Annotated in this window: 17 protein-coding genes and 2 pseudogenes; 11 read left to right on the plus strand and 8 right to left on the minus strand. The window is 57.1% G+C overall.

Annotated elements, in window-relative coordinates; all coding sequences use genetic code 11:
• Positions 1-372 precede the first annotated feature (372 nt).
• From N2600_RS16625 to N2600_RS16660, 9 genes and pseudogenes are all read left to right on the plus strand, one after another.
• Entirely contained in the window at positions 373-1,785 is a 1,413-nt protein-coding gene (locus N2600_RS16625) for a DUF882 domain-containing protein (protein ID WP_260296830.1), read from the plus strand.
• A 499-nt stretch (positions 1,786-2,284) separates the two neighbouring features.
• Positions 2,285-2,405 (plus strand): annotated as a pseudogene (locus N2600_RS34475) (NAD-dependent epimerase/dehydratase family protein); the annotation flags it as partial.
• A gap of 359 nt (positions 2,406-2,764) precedes the next feature.
• On the plus strand, positions 2,765-3,721 hold the full coding sequence (locus N2600_RS16630) for an NAD-dependent epimerase/dehydratase family protein (RefSeq protein WP_162118028.1): 957 nt from the start codon (positions 2,765-2,767) through the stop codon (positions 3,719-3,721).
• Positions 3,722-3,752: 31 nt separating this feature from the next.
• The gene (locus N2600_RS16635; protein ID WP_162118027.1) at positions 3,753-4,973 is read left to right on the plus strand and encodes a glycosyltransferase family 2 protein; all 1,221 of its coding nucleotides are present in this window, start codon (positions 3,753-3,755) and stop codon (positions 4,971-4,973) included.
• Positions 4,967-7,969 (plus strand): trifunctional glycosyltransferase/class I SAM-dependent methyltransferase/polysaccharide deacetylase, encoded by a 3,003-nt coding sequence (locus N2600_RS16640; protein WP_222386715.1) that lies wholly within the window; start codon positions 4,967-4,969, stop codon positions 7,967-7,969. The genes N2600_RS16635 and N2600_RS16640 overlap by 7 nt, the downstream gene beginning before the upstream one ends.
• Before the next feature lie 2 nt (positions 7,970-7,971).
• Positions 7,972-9,048 (plus strand): glycosyltransferase family 2 protein, encoded by a 1,077-nt coding sequence (locus tag N2600_RS16645; protein WP_260298840.1) that lies wholly within the window; start codon positions 7,972-7,974, stop codon positions 9,046-9,048.
• The gene (locus N2600_RS16650) at positions 9,041-10,795 is read left to right on the plus strand and encodes an ABC transporter ATP-binding protein (RefSeq protein WP_222386716.1); all 1,755 of its coding nucleotides are present in this window, start codon (positions 9,041-9,043) and stop codon (positions 10,793-10,795) included. Before N2600_RS16645 ends, N2600_RS16650 begins: the two co-directional genes overlap by 8 nt.
• Positions 10,792-11,916: a glycosyltransferase family 2 protein gene (locus tag N2600_RS16655; protein ID WP_222386717.1), complete on the plus strand. Its 1,125-nt coding sequence runs from the start codon at positions 10,792-10,794 to the stop codon at positions 11,914-11,916. The genes N2600_RS16650 and N2600_RS16655 overlap by 4 nt, the downstream gene beginning before the upstream one ends.
• Positions 11,917-13,217: 1,301 nt before the next feature.
• On the plus strand, positions 13,218-13,424 hold the full coding sequence (locus N2600_RS16660) for a hypothetical protein (RefSeq protein ID WP_004676311.1): 207 nt from the start codon (positions 13,218-13,220) through the stop codon (positions 13,422-13,424).
• 368 nt (positions 13,425-13,792) lie between these two features.
• On the opposite strand, the gene N2600_RS16665 is transcribed toward N2600_RS16660, so the two are convergent.
• The 7 genes and pseudogenes from N2600_RS16665 to N2600_RS34620 form a co-directional block, all read right to left on the minus strand.
• Positions 13,793-14,041, minus strand: coding sequence for a hypothetical protein (locus N2600_RS16665; protein WP_064247947.1), 249 nt, complete (start codon positions 14,039-14,041; stop codon positions 13,793-13,795).
• Positions 14,042-14,142: 101 nt separating this feature from the next.
• Positions 14,143-14,850, minus strand: coding sequence for a TfuA-like protein (locus N2600_RS16670; RefSeq protein ID WP_222386718.1), 708 nt, complete (start codon positions 14,848-14,850; stop codon positions 14,143-14,145).
• Entirely contained in the window at positions 14,847-16,040 is a 1,194-nt protein-coding gene (locus N2600_RS16675; RefSeq protein WP_260296833.1) for a YcaO-like family protein, read from the minus strand. The genes N2600_RS16670 and N2600_RS16675 overlap by 4 nt, the downstream gene beginning before the upstream one ends.
• A 42-nt stretch (positions 16,041-16,082) precedes the next feature.
• A complete protein-coding gene (locus N2600_RS16680; protein ID WP_260296834.1) occupies positions 16,083-16,295 on the minus strand; it encodes a hypothetical protein in 213 nt (70 codons plus the stop codon).
• A gap of 20 nt (positions 16,296-16,315) precedes the next feature.
• Positions 16,316-18,163: a peptide antibiotic resistance protein gene (locus tag N2600_RS16685; RefSeq protein WP_260296835.1), complete on the minus strand. Its 1,848-nt coding sequence runs from the start codon at positions 18,161-18,163 to the stop codon at positions 16,316-16,318.
• Positions 18,164-18,172: 9 nt separating this feature from the next.
• Positions 18,173-18,598: a helix-turn-helix domain-containing protein gene (locus tag N2600_RS16690; protein ID WP_017965729.1), complete on the minus strand. Its 426-nt coding sequence runs from the start codon at positions 18,596-18,598 to the stop codon at positions 18,173-18,175.
• Positions 18,599-18,761: 163 nt separating this feature from the next.
• Positions 18,762-18,919, minus strand: a pseudogene (locus tag N2600_RS34620) (class I SAM-dependent methyltransferase); the annotation flags it as partial.
• Between the two features lie 239 nt (positions 18,920-19,158).
• Between N2600_RS34620 and N2600_RS16695 the strand changes: the two are divergent.
• Positions 19,159-20,049, plus strand: a complete 891-nt coding sequence (locus tag N2600_RS16695; protein WP_260296836.1) for a DUF6030 family protein — start codon at positions 19,159-19,161, stop codon at positions 20,047-20,049.
• 179 nt (positions 20,050-20,228) lie between these two features.
• Here N2600_RS16695 and N2600_RS16700 read toward each other — a convergent pair whose 3' ends face one another.
• Complete coding sequence (locus N2600_RS16700; protein WP_260298841.1) at positions 20,229-20,603, minus strand: hypothetical protein; 375 nt, start codon at positions 20,601-20,603, stop codon at positions 20,229-20,231.
• Between the two features lie 204 nt (positions 20,604-20,807).
• Between N2600_RS16700 and N2600_RS16705 the strand changes: the two genes are divergently transcribed.
• Positions 20,808-21,881: an endo-1,4-beta-xylanase gene (locus tag N2600_RS16705; RefSeq protein ID WP_222386722.1), complete on the plus strand. Its 1,074-nt coding sequence runs from the start codon at positions 20,808-20,810 to the stop codon at positions 21,879-21,881.
• Positions 21,882-21,891 lie beyond the last annotated feature (10 nt).

Consider the following 21,891-nt stretch of genomic DNA (forward strand, 5'->3'; position numbering starts at 1 on the left):
TTAGAGTTTGTTCAGCGAATTTTTCCAGTTCCGACCGACGTGCGCATTTCTGGGCAAGCATCGCGTCTGTACCGATCGACAAGGCTGGCGGATAGCAGCGCATCGGATGCCTCATTCCCAACTGGCCTGCCCTGTTGATCCGGGTTTAAGGTCGAAGCATGTTCTGGTCAGCCGCCAGGTGGGAGTTGAGGTCGCGTGTTCGGGGAGATCGAAGGTCGGGAGCGGTTGTAACCGTTTCAGAGCGGCTGCTCTCCTCCCGCGGGCGCAGGCTCCGACTGCGCTTGGGATGATTCGCATCCTCAATCCGCCGAGCTCACGCATCCACTCGTTAGGAATTTATTGACCATAAGCTGGCTTTACTGAGCGCGATGGATGCGGAGGTTCCCGCACTTCGCCGAGTGTTTGGTGTGGGCGGGATTGTTCGTGTTGAGGTATCCAGTGCAAGGACTATCAGGCGCAGCCTTGGGCGGAATTGCGACACTCCTGTCGCGTGCGGAACGTTTCGTCGCGCAGACCATTCTGCCGGCGCTGTTTGCGCTTCCGGCACTTGTCGGCTCCGCATCATTTGCCTCGGCGGAAGATCGCGCCCTGAAGCTGTTCTTTACCCATACGGGCGAGAGGGCGACGATTACCTACAAGCGGGACGGCAAGTTCGATCCAAAGGGCCTTGCCCAGATCAACCGGTTTCTGCGCGACTGGCGAAGGAACGAGCCGACCCGGATGGATCCCCGGCTGCTCGACCTGGTCTGGGAAGTGTACAAGCGCAGCGGCGGCACGGACTACATCCACATCGTCTCCGCCTATCGTTCGCCCACCACCAACAATATGCTCCGCAACCGCTCACGCACCACGGGCGTCGCCAAGAAGAGCCAGCACATGCTGGGCAAGGCGATGGACTTCTATGTTCCCGGCGTGAAGCTTTCGAGGCTGCGTGCACTTGCCATGCAGATGCAGGTCGGCGGCGTCGGATATTATCCGACCTCGGGATCGCCCTTCGTGCATCTCGACGTCGGCAACGTCAGGGCCTGGCCCCGCATGTCCCGGCAGGAACTCGCTCGAATATTCCCGGATGGGCAGACCATGCATCTCCCGGCCGATGGCCGGCCGCTGCCGGGATACGATCAGGCGATTGCGAACTACAAGAAGCGCGTCGGCCCCACCTCGATCCAGATCGCCAGCACCGCTGGACAAGACGAAGATACAGGAGCGCCGACCACTTCGAGCGGCGACAATAACCTCGTGACGGCGCTTCTGCCTGCGCCCCGAAGCCGAGCATTGAATGCGCTCGCGCTGCAGACGGGCGCGGTCGAGCGCGATGACAAACGGTCCACTGGGGATGTTTCTTCTTTGCCGATTCCGGTACCAGCGATGCGGCCGCCTGCCCTCGAGCACGACGCGGGCGCAGATGACATACTGGAGACTGCGTCGATTGGCCCAATTGCCGTGCTTCCGGATAGGCCGGCGCCGGCATTGCCGACCTACGCCCGCTTCGAACCCCTCGTTGTTGCACACCAGGCCTCCAAATACGGCGCTGAAATGATCGCCTCCCTGCCCATGACCGCTTCCTGGGAAGGAGCCAATTTCTTTGGATCGACGTCCGACGCGGCGCTGATGAAATGGGCGCTGCATTCTCCAGGAGAGCTGATGGGATTGAGCGCGCCTCACGTTTCCCCCCGCACGGTTCATCGCGAGGTCAATGTCGCGACGTCAGGTGAGGATATCATTCCGCTCGCCGCCACAGACCTGTTCGATGCGAGCCGGTTTGCGTCGCCTCCGGAGGGCTGACCTCAATCATCAAGGCTTGATGCGCTGTACGAAGCCGATCGGAAGCGCTGGAACAACCATGGTGAGAACCGGTTGGCGATCCCGAGAAACCAGCCGCCGCCACCCATGCCGAGCGCGATTGACGAGGACATACAGATGCCTCTGGAAACTCTATCGTCAGCGTTAGAATGGCCGCACGGCGGCCAATTCGCACTTTTTAGAAGCTCCTAAAAAACCAGCATGCCTTACAGTCACTCGCGCATCGGCTCGAAAATCGGAATCGATTCTCCGGAACAATGAGGTTGATTCAATGTGTTAATGCGCGATCTCCGCGCCTGAAAAGGACGCGCGTCGAACGACGATGACGAACGTTTCCGCGCGCCCGAAACCCAGACCAAAGTCCGACCCACCCCGGACTTCGTGCCCATACAAAACGTCCGCGCGCTGTAATAACAATAATATATTCTTAAGTAACGAGGCAGGACGATGTGAGAAACGTGTTAATTCCTAGGTCGGCTTCATTGGATCGCATTTATGCCACCGACTTGTACTTAGGAAGTGATATCCAGAAACTGGCTGTTATTGACAATCTTTGCACCAGACCTTTCGAAAATATAACACACTTCAAGGATCCAGTGTTTCCACCGAGCGACATGCTTTTCGATGAGGCACCTCAGCTCTCGATCCGAACTCGTCGGAGAGGTTCTCGATACCATGCCGATTCCTTCGATCGACCCGCAGATGCTGGCGGCCGTCTCATGGAACGGATGGTCGAGATTGGGCAGGTCGTGATGATCGCGCGACGATCATCTGTAGCATCCGTTCCGGCGTGGCCGCTCGTTACCGAACGCGGCAGGGACACGCATCGCCTTAAGGTAGGCACGTATAAGAATTAACATTAATAAGCGAGTATTTCTTAGAAAGACTCTAAGTAATTGTCATGCAATACAGGCGATGCTAATAAGCAAACACCTTATCTCAAGTCACGAGGGGCAAAGCAATGAAAAGCGTATTGATTTCTGGCGGGGCTGGCTTCATCGGATCCCACTTGTGCGATCGACTTTTGCTTAGGAAAGACATCCAGAAGCTGGTCGTTGTCGACAACCTCTGGACCGGGCTTTTCGAGAATATCGCACACATCAGGGACCCCCGTTTCCACTTCGTGAAATCCGACGTCGAGACGCTGCAGACCTCGGATAAATTCGACGAAATCTATCACCTTGCATCGCCCGCATCGCCGCCGTGGTACATGAAGGAGCCGAAGAGGACGATCTCCGCCAATCTCCTCGGGGCGTTCCGGTTGCTCGACTTGCTGAAGAAGGGCGGGCGTTTCGGTTTCACCTCTTCTTCCGAAGTCTATGGCGATCCTCTGGTGTCGCCGCAGCCGGAATCCTACAAAGGCCAGGTCGACTGCACCGGCCCGCGCTCGTCCTACGACGAGAGCAAACGGTGCACGGAGTCGCTGCTGTTCGAGATGCAGCGTACCCAAGGGCTTGACGTCAAGATCGTTCGCCCCTTCAACATCTATGGTCCCCGGACACGTTCCGACGATGGCCGCGCGGTCTCCAACTTCATCACCCAGGCGCTTTCGGGTCGCCCGATTACCGTTTTCGGCGACGGCTTACAGTCTCGCAGCTGGGGCTATGTCGATGACGTTGTCGACGGTTTCGCGCGCTATTTCTGGATAAATGAAACCGACTATAAGGGGCCTCTGAACGTCGGCAATGATCGCGAGATTTCGGTTCTCGAGGTCGCGCAATATGTCTCCAGACTCGTTGGCGGCGTGCCGATCGTCTTCGAGCCGTCACCGCCGCAGGACCCCACGAACAGACGGCCGGACTTGACCAACGCGCACTATGTCATGCCCGAGTGGTCGTGCAAGATCACCTACGAACAGGGCGTGGCAATGACGCTCGACTGGTTCAGGAACCAAATGAAGGCACACGCGGCAGAATAAGCCATGATGACTTTCGAGACTCGCGTCCTGGATGCAGGTGGCGTATGTTCACGGTGCGATTGAGAGAGTAATAATGCGAGAACCAGTTCCGTCCGATCTCAAGGATATAAGTTTTCCAATACCGATTCACTATCTTGATCTCGCCACCCCTCGCTTCGATGCCGTTTCGCCCCCTGTCTCCAATGGGCTCGTGGTCTTTCTGTCGGATGGTCTTCCGGTAGGACAAGCCTATATCGAAAGGCACGAGACGGCGGCGGCACTCGCCGAGCGTGTCGTGCGACCCGAGACGCTCGAGCATGCGCGTCATGTCGCGCAAACGCCAGTGCGCAACCGTGACGTCAGCATTCTGATTTGCACAAAGGACCGGCCGGAGGAACTACGCCGGTGCCTGGCCTCAATCCCCAAACAGTCGCTCAGCCCCATCGAGATCATCGTGGTGGATAATGCCTCCGCCGGCGAGGCGACGCGTCGGGTGGTAGAGGAATCGGGCGCCACCTATGTCCGTGAAGATCGGGTCGGGCTGGATTATGCGCGCAATGCGGCGGTTCGTGCGGCGAGAACCGAATTCGTCGCGTTTACGGACGATGACGTCGTCCTCCACGAGCGGTGGCTGGAGAACTTGATGAAGGGGTTCGATCTGCCGGAGATCGCCTGCGTCACCGGATTGGTCCTTCCCGGAGAACTCGCAACGCCTGCACAGTTTATCTTCGAAAAGCATTGGAGTTTTGGCCGGGGCTATCTGCGGCAGGATTTCAATCAGGATTTCTATACCAGGGATACACGTTACGGCGCTCCGGTTTGGACGATCGGAGCCGGCGCAAGCCAGGCCATCCGCCGCAAGGTCTTCGATGAGATCGGCCTGTTCGATGTCCGCTTGGACATGGGAGCTGCCGGATGCTCAGGCGATTCCGAATACTGGAATCGGCTCCTCCATCATGGCCATGTCTGCCGCTACGAGCCGACGGCGGTAGCCTGGCACTTTCATCGCAAGGATATGAAGGGGCTCGCCAAACAGATCTACCAATATATGAGTGGCCACGTCGCAGCCCTGCTCGTCCAGTATCAGAACACAGGAAATAACGCCAATCTGCGGCGGATCCTGCTCTCGTTTCCGAAATATTATGCCGGAAGGGTTAAAAGACGGCTTCGCAAAGGTGCGACATCACACGACTTCTTCCTGAAGCAGGAAATGCTCGGAAGCGTAAATGGCGCTCTATACGTTCTGCGGCGATGGAAGAGGCCCGCATGGTAACCGCTGTGAAGCCTGACATTTCTTTCCTCATACCCGCCTATAATGCAGACGATACGCTTGCTGAATGTCTTGCCAGCCTGCAGCAGCAGACGCGATCGAACTGGCAGGCCGTCGTGCTCGATGACGGTTCGACAGACGGCACCTGGGAGCTTCTCGAGGGCATCGCAAAAACGGACAGCCGCATTCTCCCCGCCCGTCAGCCGAATGCCGGCGCCGCCGCGGCGCGAAACCATGCCGCCAGACTGGCAGCCGCACCTCTGCTCTGCATGCTGGATGCCGACGATTGGCTGGATCCGACTTTCATTGAAAGCATGCTGCCGGTGGCAGAAGATGCATCTCCAGCAGTTATCTCCTATTGCGCCTACCGCCGTGTCGCCCCGGACGGCAGGCTTATGCAGGTAGAACAGCCTCCCACCCTGACGGGTGATGCCGCCAAGCGCGAATTCTCCTCCTTTTGTGCGCTCGCCATACATACGGTTGTCTTTCCCCGGAGCCTTTTCGAGCTTTTGGGAGGCATGGACGAGACCTTGCAGACCTGCGAAGACTGGGATCTTTGGCTTCGCATGGCCTTTTCCGGCGCCGAATTTCGTCGAGTCGACAAGTGCCTGGCTTTCTATCGCATGAAGTCGGGCTCTCTATCCGGCGATCCGACCAAAATGATGCGTGACGCCATTCGCGTGACAACGAAGGCGCAAGCGCTGCAGATGCAGCAAGGCTTGTCGGCCGAGGAGCCGGAGACAGGTTGGATCACGCCCGCGATCAGCCAACTGCGCATGCTAGCCTGGGTCGTCGCGGCCAAGCTCGATCCGACTTTGGATATAGCGGCCCTTGCATCGCTCCTGCCTGACATGCCGGACGGCGCGGGCTACGAGAACCTTCTTGCCGGTGTAATTCTGCATGGTTTGCAGACAGGGCTCTTTATCGATCGGGCCGACGATCTCATTGATGTCAGCGATAAATGGCAGCCAACGTTCCTTTTGCTCATCCAGCTGATTCAGAAACAATCCTTCCCAGGCACTGGGCGCAAGATCATTGAGTCCGCTTGCTGGCACATATCCGCCGCAAACCCTTTGCGGTCATTCACGCTTGGCAATGTCCAGGTGGTCAGTGTCGCGCTCGAGACGCTTTCGCGAATCCGCAAGGTCGAGCCAGCCGACACGCTCATCATGCACGCCCTGTCCGGCGGACAGCATGTCGGCTCTTTCGTCGGGCCATTCTGGGGCGATCTTTCGATCCGGGCGCAGATCAGGCTGATCATGCATGAGATGCAGGCCGAAGAGCATCTGCAAACACCGCCCAAGCTCGCCTATATGAGCTCCTGGACGAAGGAGGCATTGCGCGGGTACAGAGCCTTCGGTGGCCTCATCATACGAAATGGCCGGCGGCGGGGACGTCTCGAACGGATTTTGGTCCGTACCGGACGCAACGCCCTTCTTGCCTGCGCGCCAAGCGACAAACAAGACAACGACGCCCGGCTGTCCGACATCCTGCGAAATCTCCGACGCGATCCGACTCGACTGCTTTCAGATTCTTCTGACCCGTCTCCGGAGGAAAAAAATGCGGCTCCCCCCATTCAGTCGGAAGAAGAGTATTGGGAGCATATCTTTGAGCGCCCGGATCCATGGAATTACGTCTCCGTTTACGAGCAGGTCAAATATGCGCAGACGTTGAGCCTGATCCCGGAAGGGATCGAGAAGGCCCTCGAGCTCGCCTGCGCCGAGGGGATCTTTACCGAGAAGCTGGCGCGGAAGGTCGGTCGGCTGACGGCCACGGATATTTCCCAGCGGGCGATCGACAGGGCCGTCGAGCGGTGCCACGACCACTGCAATGTCGAGCTTCGTGTGCTTGACTTCGTCAGACAAGATCTTCCACCCGAACAGGATCTCGTCGTCTGCTCCGAAGTCCTTTATTACATGAAGGATGAGGAGATGCTTGCCGCCGTCTGCGGCAAGATGGCCGCAGCATTGAAGCCGAACGGCTACCTGATCACGGCCCACGCGCATATCCGCCGGGACGAACCCACCCGGACCGGTTTCGACTGGGGCAATCCCTTCGGTGTCGGCACGATCAAACAGGTTTTGGCCGCACAGCCTGGCCTGGCCTTGGAAGACACGATCGAAACCGAACTTTACGCCATCCACCGGTTCAGAAAGGGCTCGCTGGCCGATCCTGTGCTGCGGGTCGAGCGGCACGGAACTCCGTTGGACGCCGATGTGGCGAAGCACATCATCTGGGGGCCGGCTGGCGTTGAGCGTGAGGCGGCATGGACAACGGAGGTTACGACCTCGGTTCCCATCCTCATGTATCACAGGATCGCAGACGAAGGCCCCGCTGCACTCCGGCGCTTCCGTACGCCGCCCGAGATCTTCCGCAAGCAGATGCAGTTCCTTCGGCGCCAGGGTTATTATACGCTGACGGCGCAGACGCTTACGGATCTGCTGCGCAGCGGCAAGCCGATCCAGGGCCGGCCCGTCATGCTGACCTTCGACGATGCCTACCTGGATTTCCTGACGGACGCCTTCCCGATCCTTGCCGAGAATGATTTCAGCGCCGACGTATTCGTCGTCACCGATAAAGTCGGCAGTCAATCAGATTGGGATTCTGCCTATGGAGAGCCTGCGCCGCTGATGTTGTGGTCGGATATTCAGCAGTTGCACCAAAAGGGCATCAGCTTCGGCTCCCACCTCGTATCACACACACCGGCCACTGCGATGGACAACGAAGCCTTGCTGGCCGAAGCCATGCTTTCGCGCAATGCGCTGCACAGCCGGCTGGGCACCTCCGTGGAATCCATTGCGCTTCCTTATGGCGCGACGGACTTCAGGGTCCCGGGCATTCTGGCGCTTGCCGGCTATGGGGTCGGCTTCACGACACGGCAGGCGAAAGCCACATTTTCCGATAATCTCTTCGCTCTGCCACGCCTCGAAGTCCGCGGCGATTGTCCTCTTGAAGCCTTTCCCGAACTTATGGGCCTGCCGGGAGCTTTTATCGGATGACAATAACTGGCGTTGCGGCCCCCCTCATTACCATCGTCATACCGGCTTACAACGCTGAGAAGACGCTTGCCGAAACGTTGAAAAGCGTCTCCAACCAGTCCTACGACAAGCTCGAAATCCTTGTGGTCGACGACGGATCGCGGGACGGTACCTTCGATCTCGCGAGCGACCACAGCCTGATCGATCGCCGTGTCCGTGTTCTCCGCCAGGAGAATGGTGGGGTTGCGCGCGCGCGCAACCACGGCGTCCGGGAGGCCAGCGGCCTTTACATAGCCCCCGTCGATGCCGATGATTTATGGCACCCCCGGAAAATCGAGCTCCAGCTTGAGGCACTAGGGAAGTTTCCGGACGGACGCGGAGTCGCCTACAATTGGTATGCGGCGATTGACGAAAACGGGATCATTTTCGGTCATTCGCGACCAGTCCTGCATCAAGGGAATATCTTCGAACCTCTGTTAAGGGAAAACTTCATCGGCAATGGCAGCACGCCCTTGATGCCGCGGGCGGACATTCTTCGCTGCGGCGGCTATGACGCCAGCCTGCGCGACAACGGCGCCGAGGGATGCGAAGATCTGAAACTTTATCTGGCTTTGGCCGAAACCTTGCCCTTTGCCCTGGTTCCCGATTTCCTGACCGGTTATCGTTTCACCAAGGGAAATATGTCCAGCAACGCTTATCGGATGTTGAAGTCCCACGCCCTGGTGATGGCCCCGATCATCACGCGCTATCCGCATTTTACGCGTGACATCAAGACAGCCGAATTCAACACGGCGCGCTGGTATTTCGCCAAGGCTTTTCTCGGCAGCGATTTTGCCCAGGTCAAAAAGCTGGCGCCGATGATGGTCAGCAAATATTCCTTGCGCCTTATCGCCCACGGCGTGCAGCAGGGCTGGCGCCAGGCGAAACGCGGCCTCCGGATGGCAAAGCGCGTCCTCGGCAAGTCTTCGGCGCGGCCGAAAACCCGCGTCGCGAACGCGCCGCTTCCGCAACCCGGAACAGCATTCAGCGATCGTTTCATAGCCGTGCCTGCCAAAGAGGCAATCGGTCTGACCTCTTCCCGGATGGTCAACAATGAATAGGTTTCGAAAGCCGCCTTCCGCTAAACCCGCAAGAGCCTACAACCTGGTTGTAGCGGCTCGGTTCCGCGAGCTTCTGCAACTCGTACCGGCACTGCGACTCAAGATGACAGTGATGATCATCCTGGGAATTCTCACCGGCTTCTCGGAAATGGTCGGCATCACCTTTCTGGTCAGCCTCGTCTTTCTTCTCGGGCAGCAAGGTCCCGCTTCCGGCTCCGCCGTTGCATGGCTTCCGGCGTTTTTCGGCGGCATTGACCTCAGTCTTTCGAAGCCTGTCCTGATCGGCATCCTGATCGGCTCGATCCTGTTTCGGATTTTTCTCGGATGCGCCAATTCGCTCATTGCAAGCGCTGTCAACCACCGAATTAGCGACCGCATGCGAGACCGTCTCTACGCCAAGGTCTTGACCATGCCGTTTCAGCGCTTTCAGGATTACGAGCGTAGCGACCTGATCAACGTTATCGCGACCGAATCCCATGCAGTGTCGTCGGCGCATGCCAGCCTGGTACGACTGGGAGTGAATTTCGGCACGATTGTGATTTTCGGCGTCGGCATGCTGGTAATGGCCTGGCCGATCGCGTTGCTCGCCCTCGCCTTCGGTTTCATCCATAATTTTGTATTGGGTTTCTTTGCCGGTGCCTACCGCCGTCTCGGCGCCTCTGCATTGGCGGCAGTGGAAGCATTGACGCAACTGAGCTGGACAACGCTACAGACTTTGAAAGCCGTCAAAAGCTTCGGCATGGAAAAGCGTCACCAACAACTCTTCGCGGCGCTTTCCAACGACGTCGGCCAGACCTGGCGGCGGTCGGACTGGATGGGAGCGATAACCTCGCTTCTGAGCGAAATTCTGACCTTCGGGGTCATCCTGACGATCATTCTGTCTTCGGAATTCCTGCCGGTCGATTTCAAGGCGGCGCTCTCGGCGACGATCCTTCTTTACAGGCTTCAACCGCATATTAAGGGATTTGATTCCCAGATTCTCAGCCTCTACGAGATGGAAGCGTCCCTGCAAAACGTCCTTGCGCTGCTTTCGGAGAAGGATGACATCAAGCAGGCTTCGCAAGGGGAAAAGGTAAACCGCCTGGCGGAGGCGATTGTCTTCCACGACGTCTCGTTCGCCTATGAGCGATCGAACGCACCGGCGGTTCACAATCTCAGCTTCTCGATCAGGGCAGGTGAGACGACGGCTCTGACGGGGCCGAGTGGCTCCGGCAAAACCACAATCCTCAACATGATTCTCGATCTCAACCCGCCGACCCGGGGCCTGATCACGGTCGACGGCAGGGATCTGACAACCATCGACCGTTCCAGCTGGCTGCAGCTGCTCTCCGTGTCGGGCCAGGACGTTGAACTGATGGAGGGCACGGTCCTCGACAACATCCGGTTCCGTCGCGATATCTCGGAGCAGGATATCCGCTGGGCGGCCGATGTGGCCTGCGCAACGGAGTTCATTAAAGATCTGCCGTATGGCTTTGATGAATGGCTGGGTGACGAGGCGATCCGGCTTTCGGGCGGGCAAAGGCAGCGCATAGGCCTGGCGCGCGCGCTCGCCGGCCGGCCTCAGATCCTGCTGTTGGACGAAGCAACAAGCGCGCTCGACGAAGAGACCGAGATGCGGGTGTTTTCGGCGATGAAAGAAGACGCCGGCAGAACACTGATTGTCGTCAGCCATCGGCCCGCTGTGGCCAGGCTGATGAAGAACCGGATCGATCTCCGCCCGCCCGCACCCACATCTAAGCTCGGGTGACGGACATGGATGTGTCAACGATGTCAGGTGTTCGGGTGGCGGTCGTGATCCCTGCCTATAATGCCGGAGAATACCTTGCCCAGACGCTCCAATCCGTTGTCGACCAGACCCACAAGGCGCTTGAGATCATCATCGTCGACGACGGCTCGACGGACGAGACGCCCTCGATCTGTCGCCGTTTCGCCGCGGGTGATTCAAGGATCCGAATTCTGTCGACCGAAAACCGTGGCGTCGCTGCGGCCCGCAATACTGGGATCCAGGCATCGAAATCCGACTATATCGCCTTCCTCGATGCAGACGACCTATGGCATTCGACCTATATCCAAAGAATGCTCTCGGCTCTCCAGCCTTTGCCGGACGCCTGGGGCGCGGTCTATGCGCTTCACCGCTTCATCGATACCGAAGGATATTGCACAAGATCCGGTTCGTCGCTGAACGCCCGAGACAGCATTCTCAACCGTCATCTCGTATTCCGCTTCGTCGGCAATGGCAGCGGCTTCATGGTTCGCCGCGCTGTTATCGACAAGATCGGCGGCTACGATTCAAGCTATGCCAGAAAGGGGATTGGAGGATGCGAGGATTTCGATTTCGAACTCCGCACCGCTGAACATTTCAAGATCGAGACGGTGCCGTTGGGCCTGGTGGGCTATCGCTCACATTCCGCAGCCATGTCTTCAGACAGGTCACGGATGGCGCGATCGCTTCTGGCGGTGACCGAGCAATGCATCGCCCGCAATCCTGAGCTTCCGGCTTTTGTCGTCAGTTGCGCCCGCGCGTCGGCGCATCTTTATGCATTCTCAAAATTTGCCGCTTTGAAAGATTGGTCCAGCGCTGCGACCTCGCTCAAACACATTTATCATCATAGCCCAATGCTCGCCTCCGGCATCCTCGCCAGGCTGCTCTTTTCAAAAGCTGGCAGAGCCACACGCCGGGCGTTGTCGAAAGTCTGGCCAGCGAGGGAACAAAAGCAAAAGAATCTCAGGAAATTCGAAGAGATAGAACCGCTTCTCCCCTTGGTCGGTGGTTGGTCTCGCTTCAGAACGAAGGCATTGCTCAGCCGCTTGTCTGAGATGGATCGGACTTGCGAATGCTCTGTGGCGACCTCATCGCAGGAGGCTTGATGTCTGTCGGCTGAACGGCTGTCGATGGCGTTTTTCGCTCGGCCGCTATGTCGCGCCGAAGAGATCGAGCACCGTCAAACATCCAGAGGTTTGACAACGCCTCCCGTCCATCAGCCTGGTGACTATCTCGCTATTTTGTACTACGAGCTTTTATTTTAACGAAGAATAGCAATTGCTATAAAAGAGAGTAACCTACAGAAAGAAGAACTACCCCAATAATAATCTTCGACAATCTCGATTTTAACTGCAATCATACCTACGTACTGTGCAAGCATTCCGGCTGGAGGACCCGCCAACCACCCCGGCGGGTCCTCAACTTTCCTTCTCGACCGGTTGCACAAATGCAATCGCCATTAACACTGCATCAGCATAGATAGATCTTACTTCGGACGACGATATTACGCTGTTGAGATCGGCTTGATGAGAAAATCTCGCATCATCGGCAGGTGACGGTCGAAGTGCCGGCTCTCCTGCTTAATACTTCGATCAAAATTTCAATTGAGCGCGCGATATTTTGGGATCTGCAGTGAAATTTCGGAGACGGAGCAATCCCTCATAAAGTTGATATTGCTTTTCAATAGAAATTAATAAGTATCGATGCCGCTATTAGGAAATGCATCCTCTGATTATTTCTTGATATAACTTTAACCGCCTCACCATTGGCATCTAAATACAACCATTATCTGAAAGTCATAAATTTTACCTTTTGATAAATTTTATTGTTATACCCAATTATTGTTGCCAGTTTAATTAGTTCCTTCATTTCATAAGCATCGGCGTTCAGGTTTCGCGCGAGGGCTGGAAATCTCCCGAAAGCTATTTTCCTCCCCCCGGTTCCCAACGATCGGACAACCTGCCGGCACACTGGTGATGTTGTTACGGCCGATGGCCCCAATAGTCCTGGGCTGGTCGCGCGTGGGAAAGTTGCCGATGCAATTCAACATCGCCGCACGAAACATTAACATTCTGATACATAACGATATTATATAAGACCGGCCAATTCAGCCCAACGGCATTCGGTCTGTCATTTCAAAGGCCGGCATATGGGGCTGTACTTGCCAACGGAAATACCGATGCAAAACCCGCGGCGTAAGAAATGCCTATCCTCTAGGCGAGCCGCCTAATACGAAACAACTGATATGCTTGGACGAAGTTGGACGGTCCTGATTCATTACATCAGAGGCCCCGACCTGTGTCGAAATGGTCGCACCTCGCCCGCGAATTAACCCTTCATAAAGCATTTGCTTGCTCAACTTATAATTTGTGTCATGGTCACTGTAAGTAGCGAGGGAGCCGACCTGATGAGTGATATGGCATCGCAGATTCCGGAATTTGGTTACGATGAGCGCGTGATGATCTGCCGGAAGCAGATCGAAAAGGCGGTCTATCAGTTCATTGCAAATACGAAGGTCGAGGGATGCGATCCAGCGGAAGTCGCAATGGCCATCGCAGACATTGCCGACGATTACATTTTACTGCTGGCCCAGAAGCGCAATTTGACCCATTGAGGTCAATGGATCGGCCGTCAATCGGCCGATCGTCCGCACGATGTGCGTGACCCAAAATCGCCGCCGCTTTTCTGCCCGGAGGCAACGTCAACGGAATCGTTTACGGATTGCGCCGAAACCATCCGAGCGATGATGTCGAACAGCGTTTGAATAAACCGTCCAACCACACTCAACAGCGCATGCGTCCGCCCTGAACGAACCGGGCTTCTCCAAATCTATAATTCGCGCCAGCTCACAGAATGGATTTCGATTGACCGCTCACCGGACCAACATATGCATAACCCCGGAAATCGATGCTGATTTCGGGGGTTATGCATGGATTTGAAGTGGTAGAGCGTTCCAGCGCGTCCGATCGGACGCATGCCGGTCTAGTGGCTTCTGACGCTCACTTGCGGAACCGGGGAGCTCAATTCAGCCAATTCCCTGGTCAAGCCCTCCCCGACCTCCTGCTTCACTGCCTCGAGCGCAAGGTCGAGGCAATTCGTCGCGAACGGCAGTTTGACATCCTGGGCGACCTGTCGCGCATAGGCGATCATCCGCGCCAATGCGACGAGCTCTTCCAGACCGTCTTCCGCCCCTTGGTCTGCTTCTACCTTTCCAACCGATGTCACGCCCATGTCCCATTTCTCCAATGAATAAGGAATGATACGCGCCTAGACGTGATCCACCCCGTGAAAAAAGCGTGACACAACCCTCGGTGACTATTGCCGGCTCCGATTCACAATGCAGGGCGCGTGCGGAATGAAGTTTGGCGCAGTTTCCAGGGCAGATCGGCATTCGACCGAATATCGCGAACGTCCTGCACGGCTTTCAACAATTCCAAGGCATCGATGCGTTTCTGGTCGACGGCATTCGACAAAAGTGCCGCCATCAGGTGCGGACGATGCTGCTCGGCCAGCCCTGCACATTGCTCGACGACCGCCCGCCAAGTTCGCTTCTTGAAGAAGATAGCGCCTGCGGCATCCTCCAGCTGTTGGCGCAACCGACTTTCCAGCAGTCCGCTATCCTCCATCACATCGAGCGTTGCGCTGACATTGACGAGCGGTATCGTGAGCGGCTTGCTGCCCAGCGCGCTCGGCGCGTGAGTGAGTGCAACCGCGGCATCGTCGACCAGCCGGCCGATGCGATAGTCTTCGAAAATGCGCCCGATCCCGATCATGCCGAACGGATGGCATTCGGCAGCGCGCAACGCACCCATGCTTGCCGCCCCGAGAACCGCGACGCCCAGCGAAAGAGCATGGAGAATTTCCTTGTGCCAGACTGGTGCGGTATATTCGAAGCCGCCGTCGATCAGGCCGATGACATTGGCGCCCTGTTCCACCGCCGCCAAGACATCGCCCTGCGTCGCAGGCGGCAGGACGCATATCCCCTCGCCGGCAAGCGACGCCGCATCGGGAAGACTGGGACCTGCGAAAATGATCTTCAAAACCCTACTGCCCTGGCAAGCGCCCTTGTTCCGAACCGCTGGGCACGCTCCCCCTCCGGATTTTCGAGCTCGGGAATGACAATCTTGACGACACTGAAGGGAAGCGTGTCGTCGCTGAGGCGCACGGCGATCACCGAAGCGATCCGCCTGCCGCGTAGCTGGTCAAGCACATGCTGCAGCAAGCGGGCCAGATCCTGCTGCCCATGTCTGGCAACCGCATCAAGGCCGATGGCGGCAGCCGGCGGTGCAGCAACCGCAGCGAAGGCCTGCCGCATCAGCGGCGGCAAGGATCGTGAGAAAGTTGCGGGAGAGATATCGTCGCGGGCTCCGCTGATATAGGTCAACCGAGATTGCACGGCTTCCGTCACCGCCCGAATGGCCGCGCGCACGGGAGACGGGTGAGCGCCGGTGCCGCCGGTCACCTCGACGAGGCGAATGTCCCTGTTTCCGTGAAGGTCCCGGGAACCAAGCACGGCATCCCCAGGACCCAGCATGGCGGTGAAACAGGGGATTGCGATGTCGCTGGTGATATCGAAGAGCCTGAGCGCCAATCCCGATGTTTCGATCTTGTCGATCAGCCCGTCCAAAGCGACGTCCTGGAAGCCGCGGGGATCGACGCAGCCGGCATAACGATCCGCTTCCGCGCCCACCTGCCACAGCACATGGGCGTCACGCTCGATACGCTCCAGAACGCCATGAAAGATCGCCTCCTCGGCATTGTTTCCCGACGCCAGGCCGTCTGAAGACATCCAGTATCGCGCGTCACGCGTGCGGTCGAGCACCACCGCTTCAAAAGGGACATAGACCTCCTCGCCGGTGAGGATATCGATGCCGGCAACCCATTCCGTCTCCTCGTCCGGTCCAAGATCGGGTTTATGAAGAGCGGTCAGGCAGTTCAGCGTGTCGGTCTTGCATCCCATCGCCTGCAGACGGGAAGAGGTGCCGTGGACGAGATCGACGGCGGGTTCGCCGGCAACCGCCCGTTCGAGGGCTTCCATGATAGTGGATACTTTGGCGTCAATATCGGTCAGGCCCTTTCCCTGGGCAATCACGATGGAGCGGGAATTCGGGGCATATGCGCACCAGACGGGGCTTCCGATGTCGTCCAGTCCGGTATGTCGCGCAACCCTGGTAATGCCGAACCCGGCCAAAAGAGGTTCGACGCGGGAAAGGGTTTCTCGCGGCGACATGATCCTGTCGGAATATATGGACCGATCCGTCAGAATGCCGGCTCAGCCGTCGACGTGACCGGAGAGGGCAACCTGCGCCGACGAGACGGCAACGGCAAGGTCGACGCCCTTCACAAATGTGCCGCCGGCTTTGCGCAGGTCGTTCGCGGTCGCCAAATCCCCCATCGGATTGAGAGGCTTGACCGCACCTGCGCCGAGATCGGCAAGCCAAAGATCCGCCTCTCCGGGTATACCTACAATGACAGCTTTCGCCATGTAATGCCCCTAAGCTATTGTTAAAAACCGGCCTTCAATAGGCCCTCCCGATACAGCTCTTTTTGCCAATGCTCTTTGAAGGGAACGATGGCAAGCCATTTCTCGACGTCGAAGGCCGGGTTGATGCTTGCGACCCGTTGCCGATGGAAAAGCGCCCGTTTTCGATCGCCGATCATTGCGCAACTGGCCGCAGCAATGCGATGGGCCGGCGCTTTGTCTTTCATCGCCTCGACATAGGCGATGGCCTCCTCGTATTGTTCTAGGAAGAAACTCGCTCCCGCAGCACACCAGAGATAGGCGTCAGGCGCAATCGGATTGAGCGAAATCGCCTTTTTGATCTTGGCGAGCGCATCGCCCGGGCGGGATGCATGGACCAGCGTGTCGGCATGGCTGTAGATGACATCGGCAAAATGCGGGCTGAGTTCTTCCGCCAGATGAAGTGCGGCGACACTGGCATCGACATCGCCGAGATAGAGTTTGGTGACGCCAAGCTCGCGATGACCCGCCGCCGATTCTGGATCCCGCTCGATGGCCCGAAGCGCATTCTGCTCGGCCAGATGCAGCAGCTCGTTGTTTCCCTGCGCCGTCACGAGCCACTCGCTGGTGAAGGTCCTGGCCAGCCCGGTAAATGACGGAGAAAAATCCAGCTTATGCAACAGGGATTGCTTGAATGCCTTCCTTGCCCGGCGGATATGCGGCAACGTCAACCTGCTCATCAGGCTCGAGCCGACGAGATAGGAATGATAAGCTTTCGGGTTGGCTTCGAAGCGTAGTCGCTCTTCCTCGTTTTCAGCCAGCTCGCTTGCCACCGATAAGGTCAGTTGCTGCGCGATCAACCGTCTTTGCCGTGGCAATATATCGGGCGTCATCGCAAAGCGATTGGCCCAGATAATCTCGTCCGTGGGAAAGTAAACCAGCTGGGCGAATAATCCCTCTTCGGAAAGCCTCGTATCTAGAAGATAGGCGATCGAATGACGCGCGACCACGGCAGCCTTCTCGGAATCGCGGCGGATCTGGCCGGCCGTATGCGGCGCGACGATGGAAATGTTTCGTAGCGCGCAGAGTTCGATTGTAACGTCTTCGATCAGGGCGTTGGCAAGCGCAAGTCCGGCATCGACATGTTTCGATGTCGGAGGAAGCAGCACCAGGCGAGGCAAGATCAGCGGTATCGGCGATATACGTTCGATGTCGGCAGCTGTCTGACCACCGGCCTCTGACCGCTTCACCTGTACCCGGGCATGGTCGTCGCCGTTCGGCAATCTCTTATTGAGGGACGAACCGCCGGATAGCCGGTGCAGCAAGGCTCTGACCTGCTCGTCATTCGGATCCCGTTCGAGGATCTGCAGGGCGGCGCTGGAAATGGTGCGCGCCGCGCCGGGCTTTTGCGCGTCCGGCAGCGCATCCAGCAGTGCCTGCCGCAACTGCAGCGCCTGAGCGTCCCGTTGCGCCCTGATCCACGCTTCTATCAGCTTTGTCGCTGGTTTGATATTTCCGATGAAGCCGCGCTGGGTCAGTTCGGCGATCGCGTTCAGCCGCTCCAGCGGCGAACCGCCTGTGCGAAAGATATCCAGATCGCTGGAAACCGCCTGCGTGTCGAGACGAACCGTGGTGGCGGTGAAATCAAAGGGCATTTCCGCGCGTCCGCCGTCTGTATCGCGGATGCGGGAAAGCAGTTTGCGCAGATTGAGCCGCGCCAGGTCAGCTTCGACGTCGTTCCATAGAAGCTGAGCCAATTCATAACGGCTGAGTTCATGGTCCGCGCCGGCATAGAGATGGGCCATCATCAACAGGCCCTTGATCGGATAACGAACCGGGTCGCCATTCGTCTCGATCAACCGCAGATCGCCGAATGTCTGCAGATGGAGCACGATCCGTCCTCAGCTGTTCACAACCGAATCGTGCAACTCACTGTCGCTTTCAGGCAACCCCGCGGCTGCCAGGCTTTTGGCCAACGCAACCAGCTTTTGCCTGATATTCGGGTCCTCGATGGCGATGAATGCCTTGTTGAGCGCCAGCCCCTCCTTCGAGGACAAAAACTTGTTCAATTCGCTCGTCTCGCCCTCGATTGGTCCGGCGCCGCCGTTCTCGAAGAAAAAGCCGACGGGCACGCGAAGAATCTCGGATATGCGCTGAAGGCGGCTGGCGCCTATTCTATTCGTTCCTTTTTCGTATTTCTGGATCTGCTGGAAGGTAATGCCGAGAAGTTCGGCCAAGCCGTTCTGGGTCATCCCGAGCGTCTTCCGCCGAACTCTCACGCGGTTGCCAACATAGACGTCGATCGAATTCGGCGATTTAGCCTTCATGTGAATTAGTCTCCCGCGTTATCAGCACGCCCAGCTGTATAATGGAGAGTTTAAGCAAGAATGCAACTAAAAGTAAATATTTCGTAAGGGTTTTTTTCAGCCGTGCACACAGTAAAAACAACTTGTGGATTATTGCAACGGGGTGCCATTTGGCGCGGTGCTGCTATCGCGCACGTCGCAGCAGACGAATCCCGTTCGAAACGAGCGCCGCTCCGACGCCGTGTCTAAGAGGCTTTTGTGCAACAGCGATCATCGACTTGGCGAAAACGGCAATCCTTCCAACATATTCAAACGAACATTGTCGAAGCCGGTATCCAAAATATGCAGCGCGCCTTCCTGATGACGAGGCACAAAGGTGCCCAATTGCCGACACGAAGCCAAAGATATTTAACGGCTGAATGTATATGCTGGATCTAGAGCAATTCCAGCAAAAGTGCGCAGCGGTTTGTGTCCGGAGTTGCGCAAAAACAAAAAGATAGAGGGTTCCGTGGCTTGGAGAAAAACGGAAATGCTCTAGCCAGCCCGATCGAAACCCTTCTCGCGCGCCGGAGAAGACAAGCTTGCCCGATAATTCGTCGTCCGCATATGCGAAACAGCCGGTGGGAAAACCGCGGATTCCCGTGGTCTTCTGGTTGCTGCTGGCGATTTCCCTCTCACTGGTCATGGGGACGGTGCTGCTTTCCAACGACATGAAACACTTAAAGACAGTCAGCCATTATTTTGGCTTCGATCTTTTTCCCCATGAGGTGAGGCCGCCTCCACCCAAACCCCTTCCCCGCCCGATGCCCCCTGCCAGCTTTAAGCTTCCCTTGCATGCCATCGAACCGCCGATGGTAGAGGCCGCGTCGACTTTTCTACGGACATGGCGGATATCCGGCGCCGCGATGTGTGCGGCACTGCACAATGCCGGCATCGAGACTAGCGATTGGGCACCGGCGAGCTTCAACGCCGATACGTTCGAGTGCTTTTTCGAGCAGAGCGGCAAGCGGGAAAAGGATCAGCTCCCAAAGTCCATTTTCGTCATCGTTCGCGGCAACGCCGCCGGCACGATCAACAATATGCGCGTGAAAATCATCAATCCCGAGACTGATCGAAATGGCCAGCTCGATCCCGGCATTCTGAGAATTTTCGAAATCATGCTGCGACAACCGCAGTGGCTCGATTTTCACGAGACCCTGAACGCGATCAAGAATCTGAGGGACATCAAGGAAGACGGATTCGGAGCCAGCATCAGCTTCACCCGCGAGGTGCTCAATCCCGGGAATTACAATTTCACACTCTCGCTGGATGCGACTTCAGGAGCTCAGAAGAGAACGAGAAATTATTTTTCCGGCAGAATATGGCTGCCATTGCCGGACCCCGCGGTCGAGACCGACAGCCCACAACCGGAAGCAGTTTCCAGGCCTCCCGATGCCGAGGCCCCGGCAGAAAGTCGGCAACACCCGCATTAGAACCCCGTGCGTCGTTTCAGACGCACAAAGGACGCTTTGGCTCTTTCAATCCTCGCATCAGCAAAACTGTGCAACGATTTCACAGGGCTTGCGCGAAAACAAAGAGATAGAGCATCCTCGCGACCTGGAGAAAGGCGAACATGTTGTCGATTTCTGGTTTCACCCCAAGCACCGGCCCATCACGCCATGTGACTTACATCGTCACGATGTCTGGCCAAAATCTTGTAGAGCTCTTTCAAACTGTCCGCACTCGGCCGTTCGGTGCTGTCCCCACCCGCCAGGCGCCAGACACGCTCGGCATTGAGGTCCTGTGTGATTTGCGCAAGGTCATCGTTCAGCGAGCGAATGACGATCTCCGATCGACGCAGCCGCCACGACATTCTGACGATAACTGCGAACGGGAGGAAAATGACGCCGATGATGCCGAGAACAAGGGCAGCGAACTGCCGGTCATCGAGAAGAGATAGATGGTTTCGAACAGTCGCCATAAAAAAAACGGCATTTTGAAATGCCATATAAAAATAGCTCCTCAGATAGCTAGACCAATCTTCCATCACCGGCGCCCTCCCCCGACGGTCTATATTTTGGAGCATGCTGAAAAGTCTAGCAGACACTGACAATATCCCGTGCCGGAAAAGTATATTTGAGGTTGCATTAGCCTGCTGAATTGAACGCGAATCCCCTGGCGGATCGGTGCCGACGAGCTCGGTCCTTCAAATTCCACTGCGGACATGAAAAAGCTAACAGAGAGAGATAGAATGAATAGAAGACGTTTCCTCGCCTCGCTTCCGCTCGCTCTGTTATATGTTCGTGCAGGCCAGGCCTTGGCACAGGTGCCTGCCGCTGCAGGGTTACGCGCCCTTGCCGACAAGAAGTCGTTCCGATTCGGATCGGCAATCGACCTGCAAAACATCAACGATCCAATCGCTTCCGAGATCTACATCGACAACGTCAATTCGATAACGCCGCGAAACGAGCTGAAGTGGAATGCGACGGAAAAGAGACCAGGTGTTTTCAGCTTCGGCAGTGCCGACCGCATGGTTGCATTTGCACGCAAAAACAACATGAAGGTTTATGGCCATACGCTGATCTGGTATCGCGTCCCGGGCTGGGTGTCTGATATCACGGACGCGAAGACTATTCAGGCGGCGATGAACCGTCATATAAAACAGGTTGTCACTCGCTATAAGAACTCGATCGATGCTTGGGATGTGGTCAACGAACCGTTGGAGTATGATGCACCGGATCTGCGGGATTGTGTTTTCCGACGCCTTCTTGGCGACGATTATATTCGTATGAGTTTCGACATGGCGCACCAGGCCAATCCCGACGCAACGCTGGTACTCAACGAAACGCATCTGGAGAAAAAATCAGACGTGTTCGAACAGAAGCGCGCGCACATCTTGAAAATCGTCGAGGATCTCGTGGCAAAAAAAACGCCGATCAATGCGGTGGGGCTGCAGGCGCATTTCCGCCCCGGTCTCGACCGGATCGATCCGGAAGGAATGGGGCGCTTCTGCGCGGCGCTGAAGGACATGGGTGTCGGCGTTTTCATCACCGAACTGGATGCGTCCTGCCACTTCCTGAACCGCGACAAAGCCCTCACGCCGGCATCCTACGCCGATATTTTCAGTGACGTGATCACCGTGGCGGCCGAACATGGCGACTTGAAAGGCGTGACAGTATGGGGCATGTCGGAAAAATACGGCGAGCGCGATGAGAAAGCGGCCGATCCCGCCGCCGCTTGCACGAAGCGTGTTAATCTTTACGACGAAAATAATGCGCCAAGAAGTGCGGTTGACGGTGTCCGGCGGGCAATAGAGGCGATGTGATGCATAAGAC

The sequence above is a fragment of the Rhizobium sp. WSM1274 genome (genome assembly GCF_025200775.1).
Classification (GTDB): domain Bacteria; phylum Pseudomonadota; class Alphaproteobacteria; order Rhizobiales; family Rhizobiaceae; genus Rhizobium; species Rhizobium leguminosarum_I.

Coding starts and splice junctions, on each gene's coding strand:
- N2600_RS16625 (WP_260296830.1), top strand. CDS start 373: ATGCGGAGGTTCCCGCACTTCGCCGAGTGTTTGGTGTGGGCGGGATTG.
- N2600_RS16630 (WP_162118028.1), top strand. CDS start 2,765: ATGAAAAGCGTATTGATTTCTGGCGGGGCTGGCTTCATCGGATCCCAC.
- N2600_RS16635 (WP_162118027.1), top strand. CDS start 3,753: ATGCAGGTGGCGTATGTTCACGGTGCGATTGAGAGAGTAATAATGCGA.
- N2600_RS16640 (WP_222386715.1), top strand. CDS start 4,967: ATGGTAACCGCTGTGAAGCCTGACATTTCTTTCCTCATACCCGCCTAT.
- N2600_RS16650 (WP_222386716.1), top strand. CDS start 9,041: ATGAATAGGTTTCGAAAGCCGCCTTCCGCTAAACCCGCAAGAGCCTAC.
- N2600_RS16660 (WP_004676311.1), top strand. CDS start 13,218: ATGAGTGATATGGCATCGCAGATTCCGGAATTTGGTTACGATGAGCGC.
- N2600_RS16665 (WP_064247947.1), bottom strand. CDS start 14,041: ATGGGCGTGACATCGGTTGGAAAGGTAGAAGCAGACCAAGGGGCGGAA.
- N2600_RS16675 (WP_260296833.1), bottom strand. CDS start 16,040: ATGTCGCCGCGAGAAACCCTTTCCCGCGTCGAACCTCTTTTGGCCGGG.
- N2600_RS16680 (WP_260296834.1), bottom strand. CDS start 16,295: ATGGCGAAAGCTGTCATTGTAGGTATACCCGGAGAGGCGGATCTTTGG.
- N2600_RS16690 (WP_017965729.1), bottom strand. CDS start 18,598: ATGAAGGCTAAATCGCCGAATTCGATCGACGTCTATGTTGGCAACCGC.
- N2600_RS16700 (WP_260298841.1), bottom strand. CDS start 20,603: ATGGAAGATTGGTCTAGCTATCTGAGGAGCTATTTTTATATGGCATTT.
- N2600_RS16705 (WP_222386722.1), top strand. CDS start 20,808: ATGAATAGAAGACGTTTCCTCGCCTCGCTTCCGCTCGCTCTGTTATAT.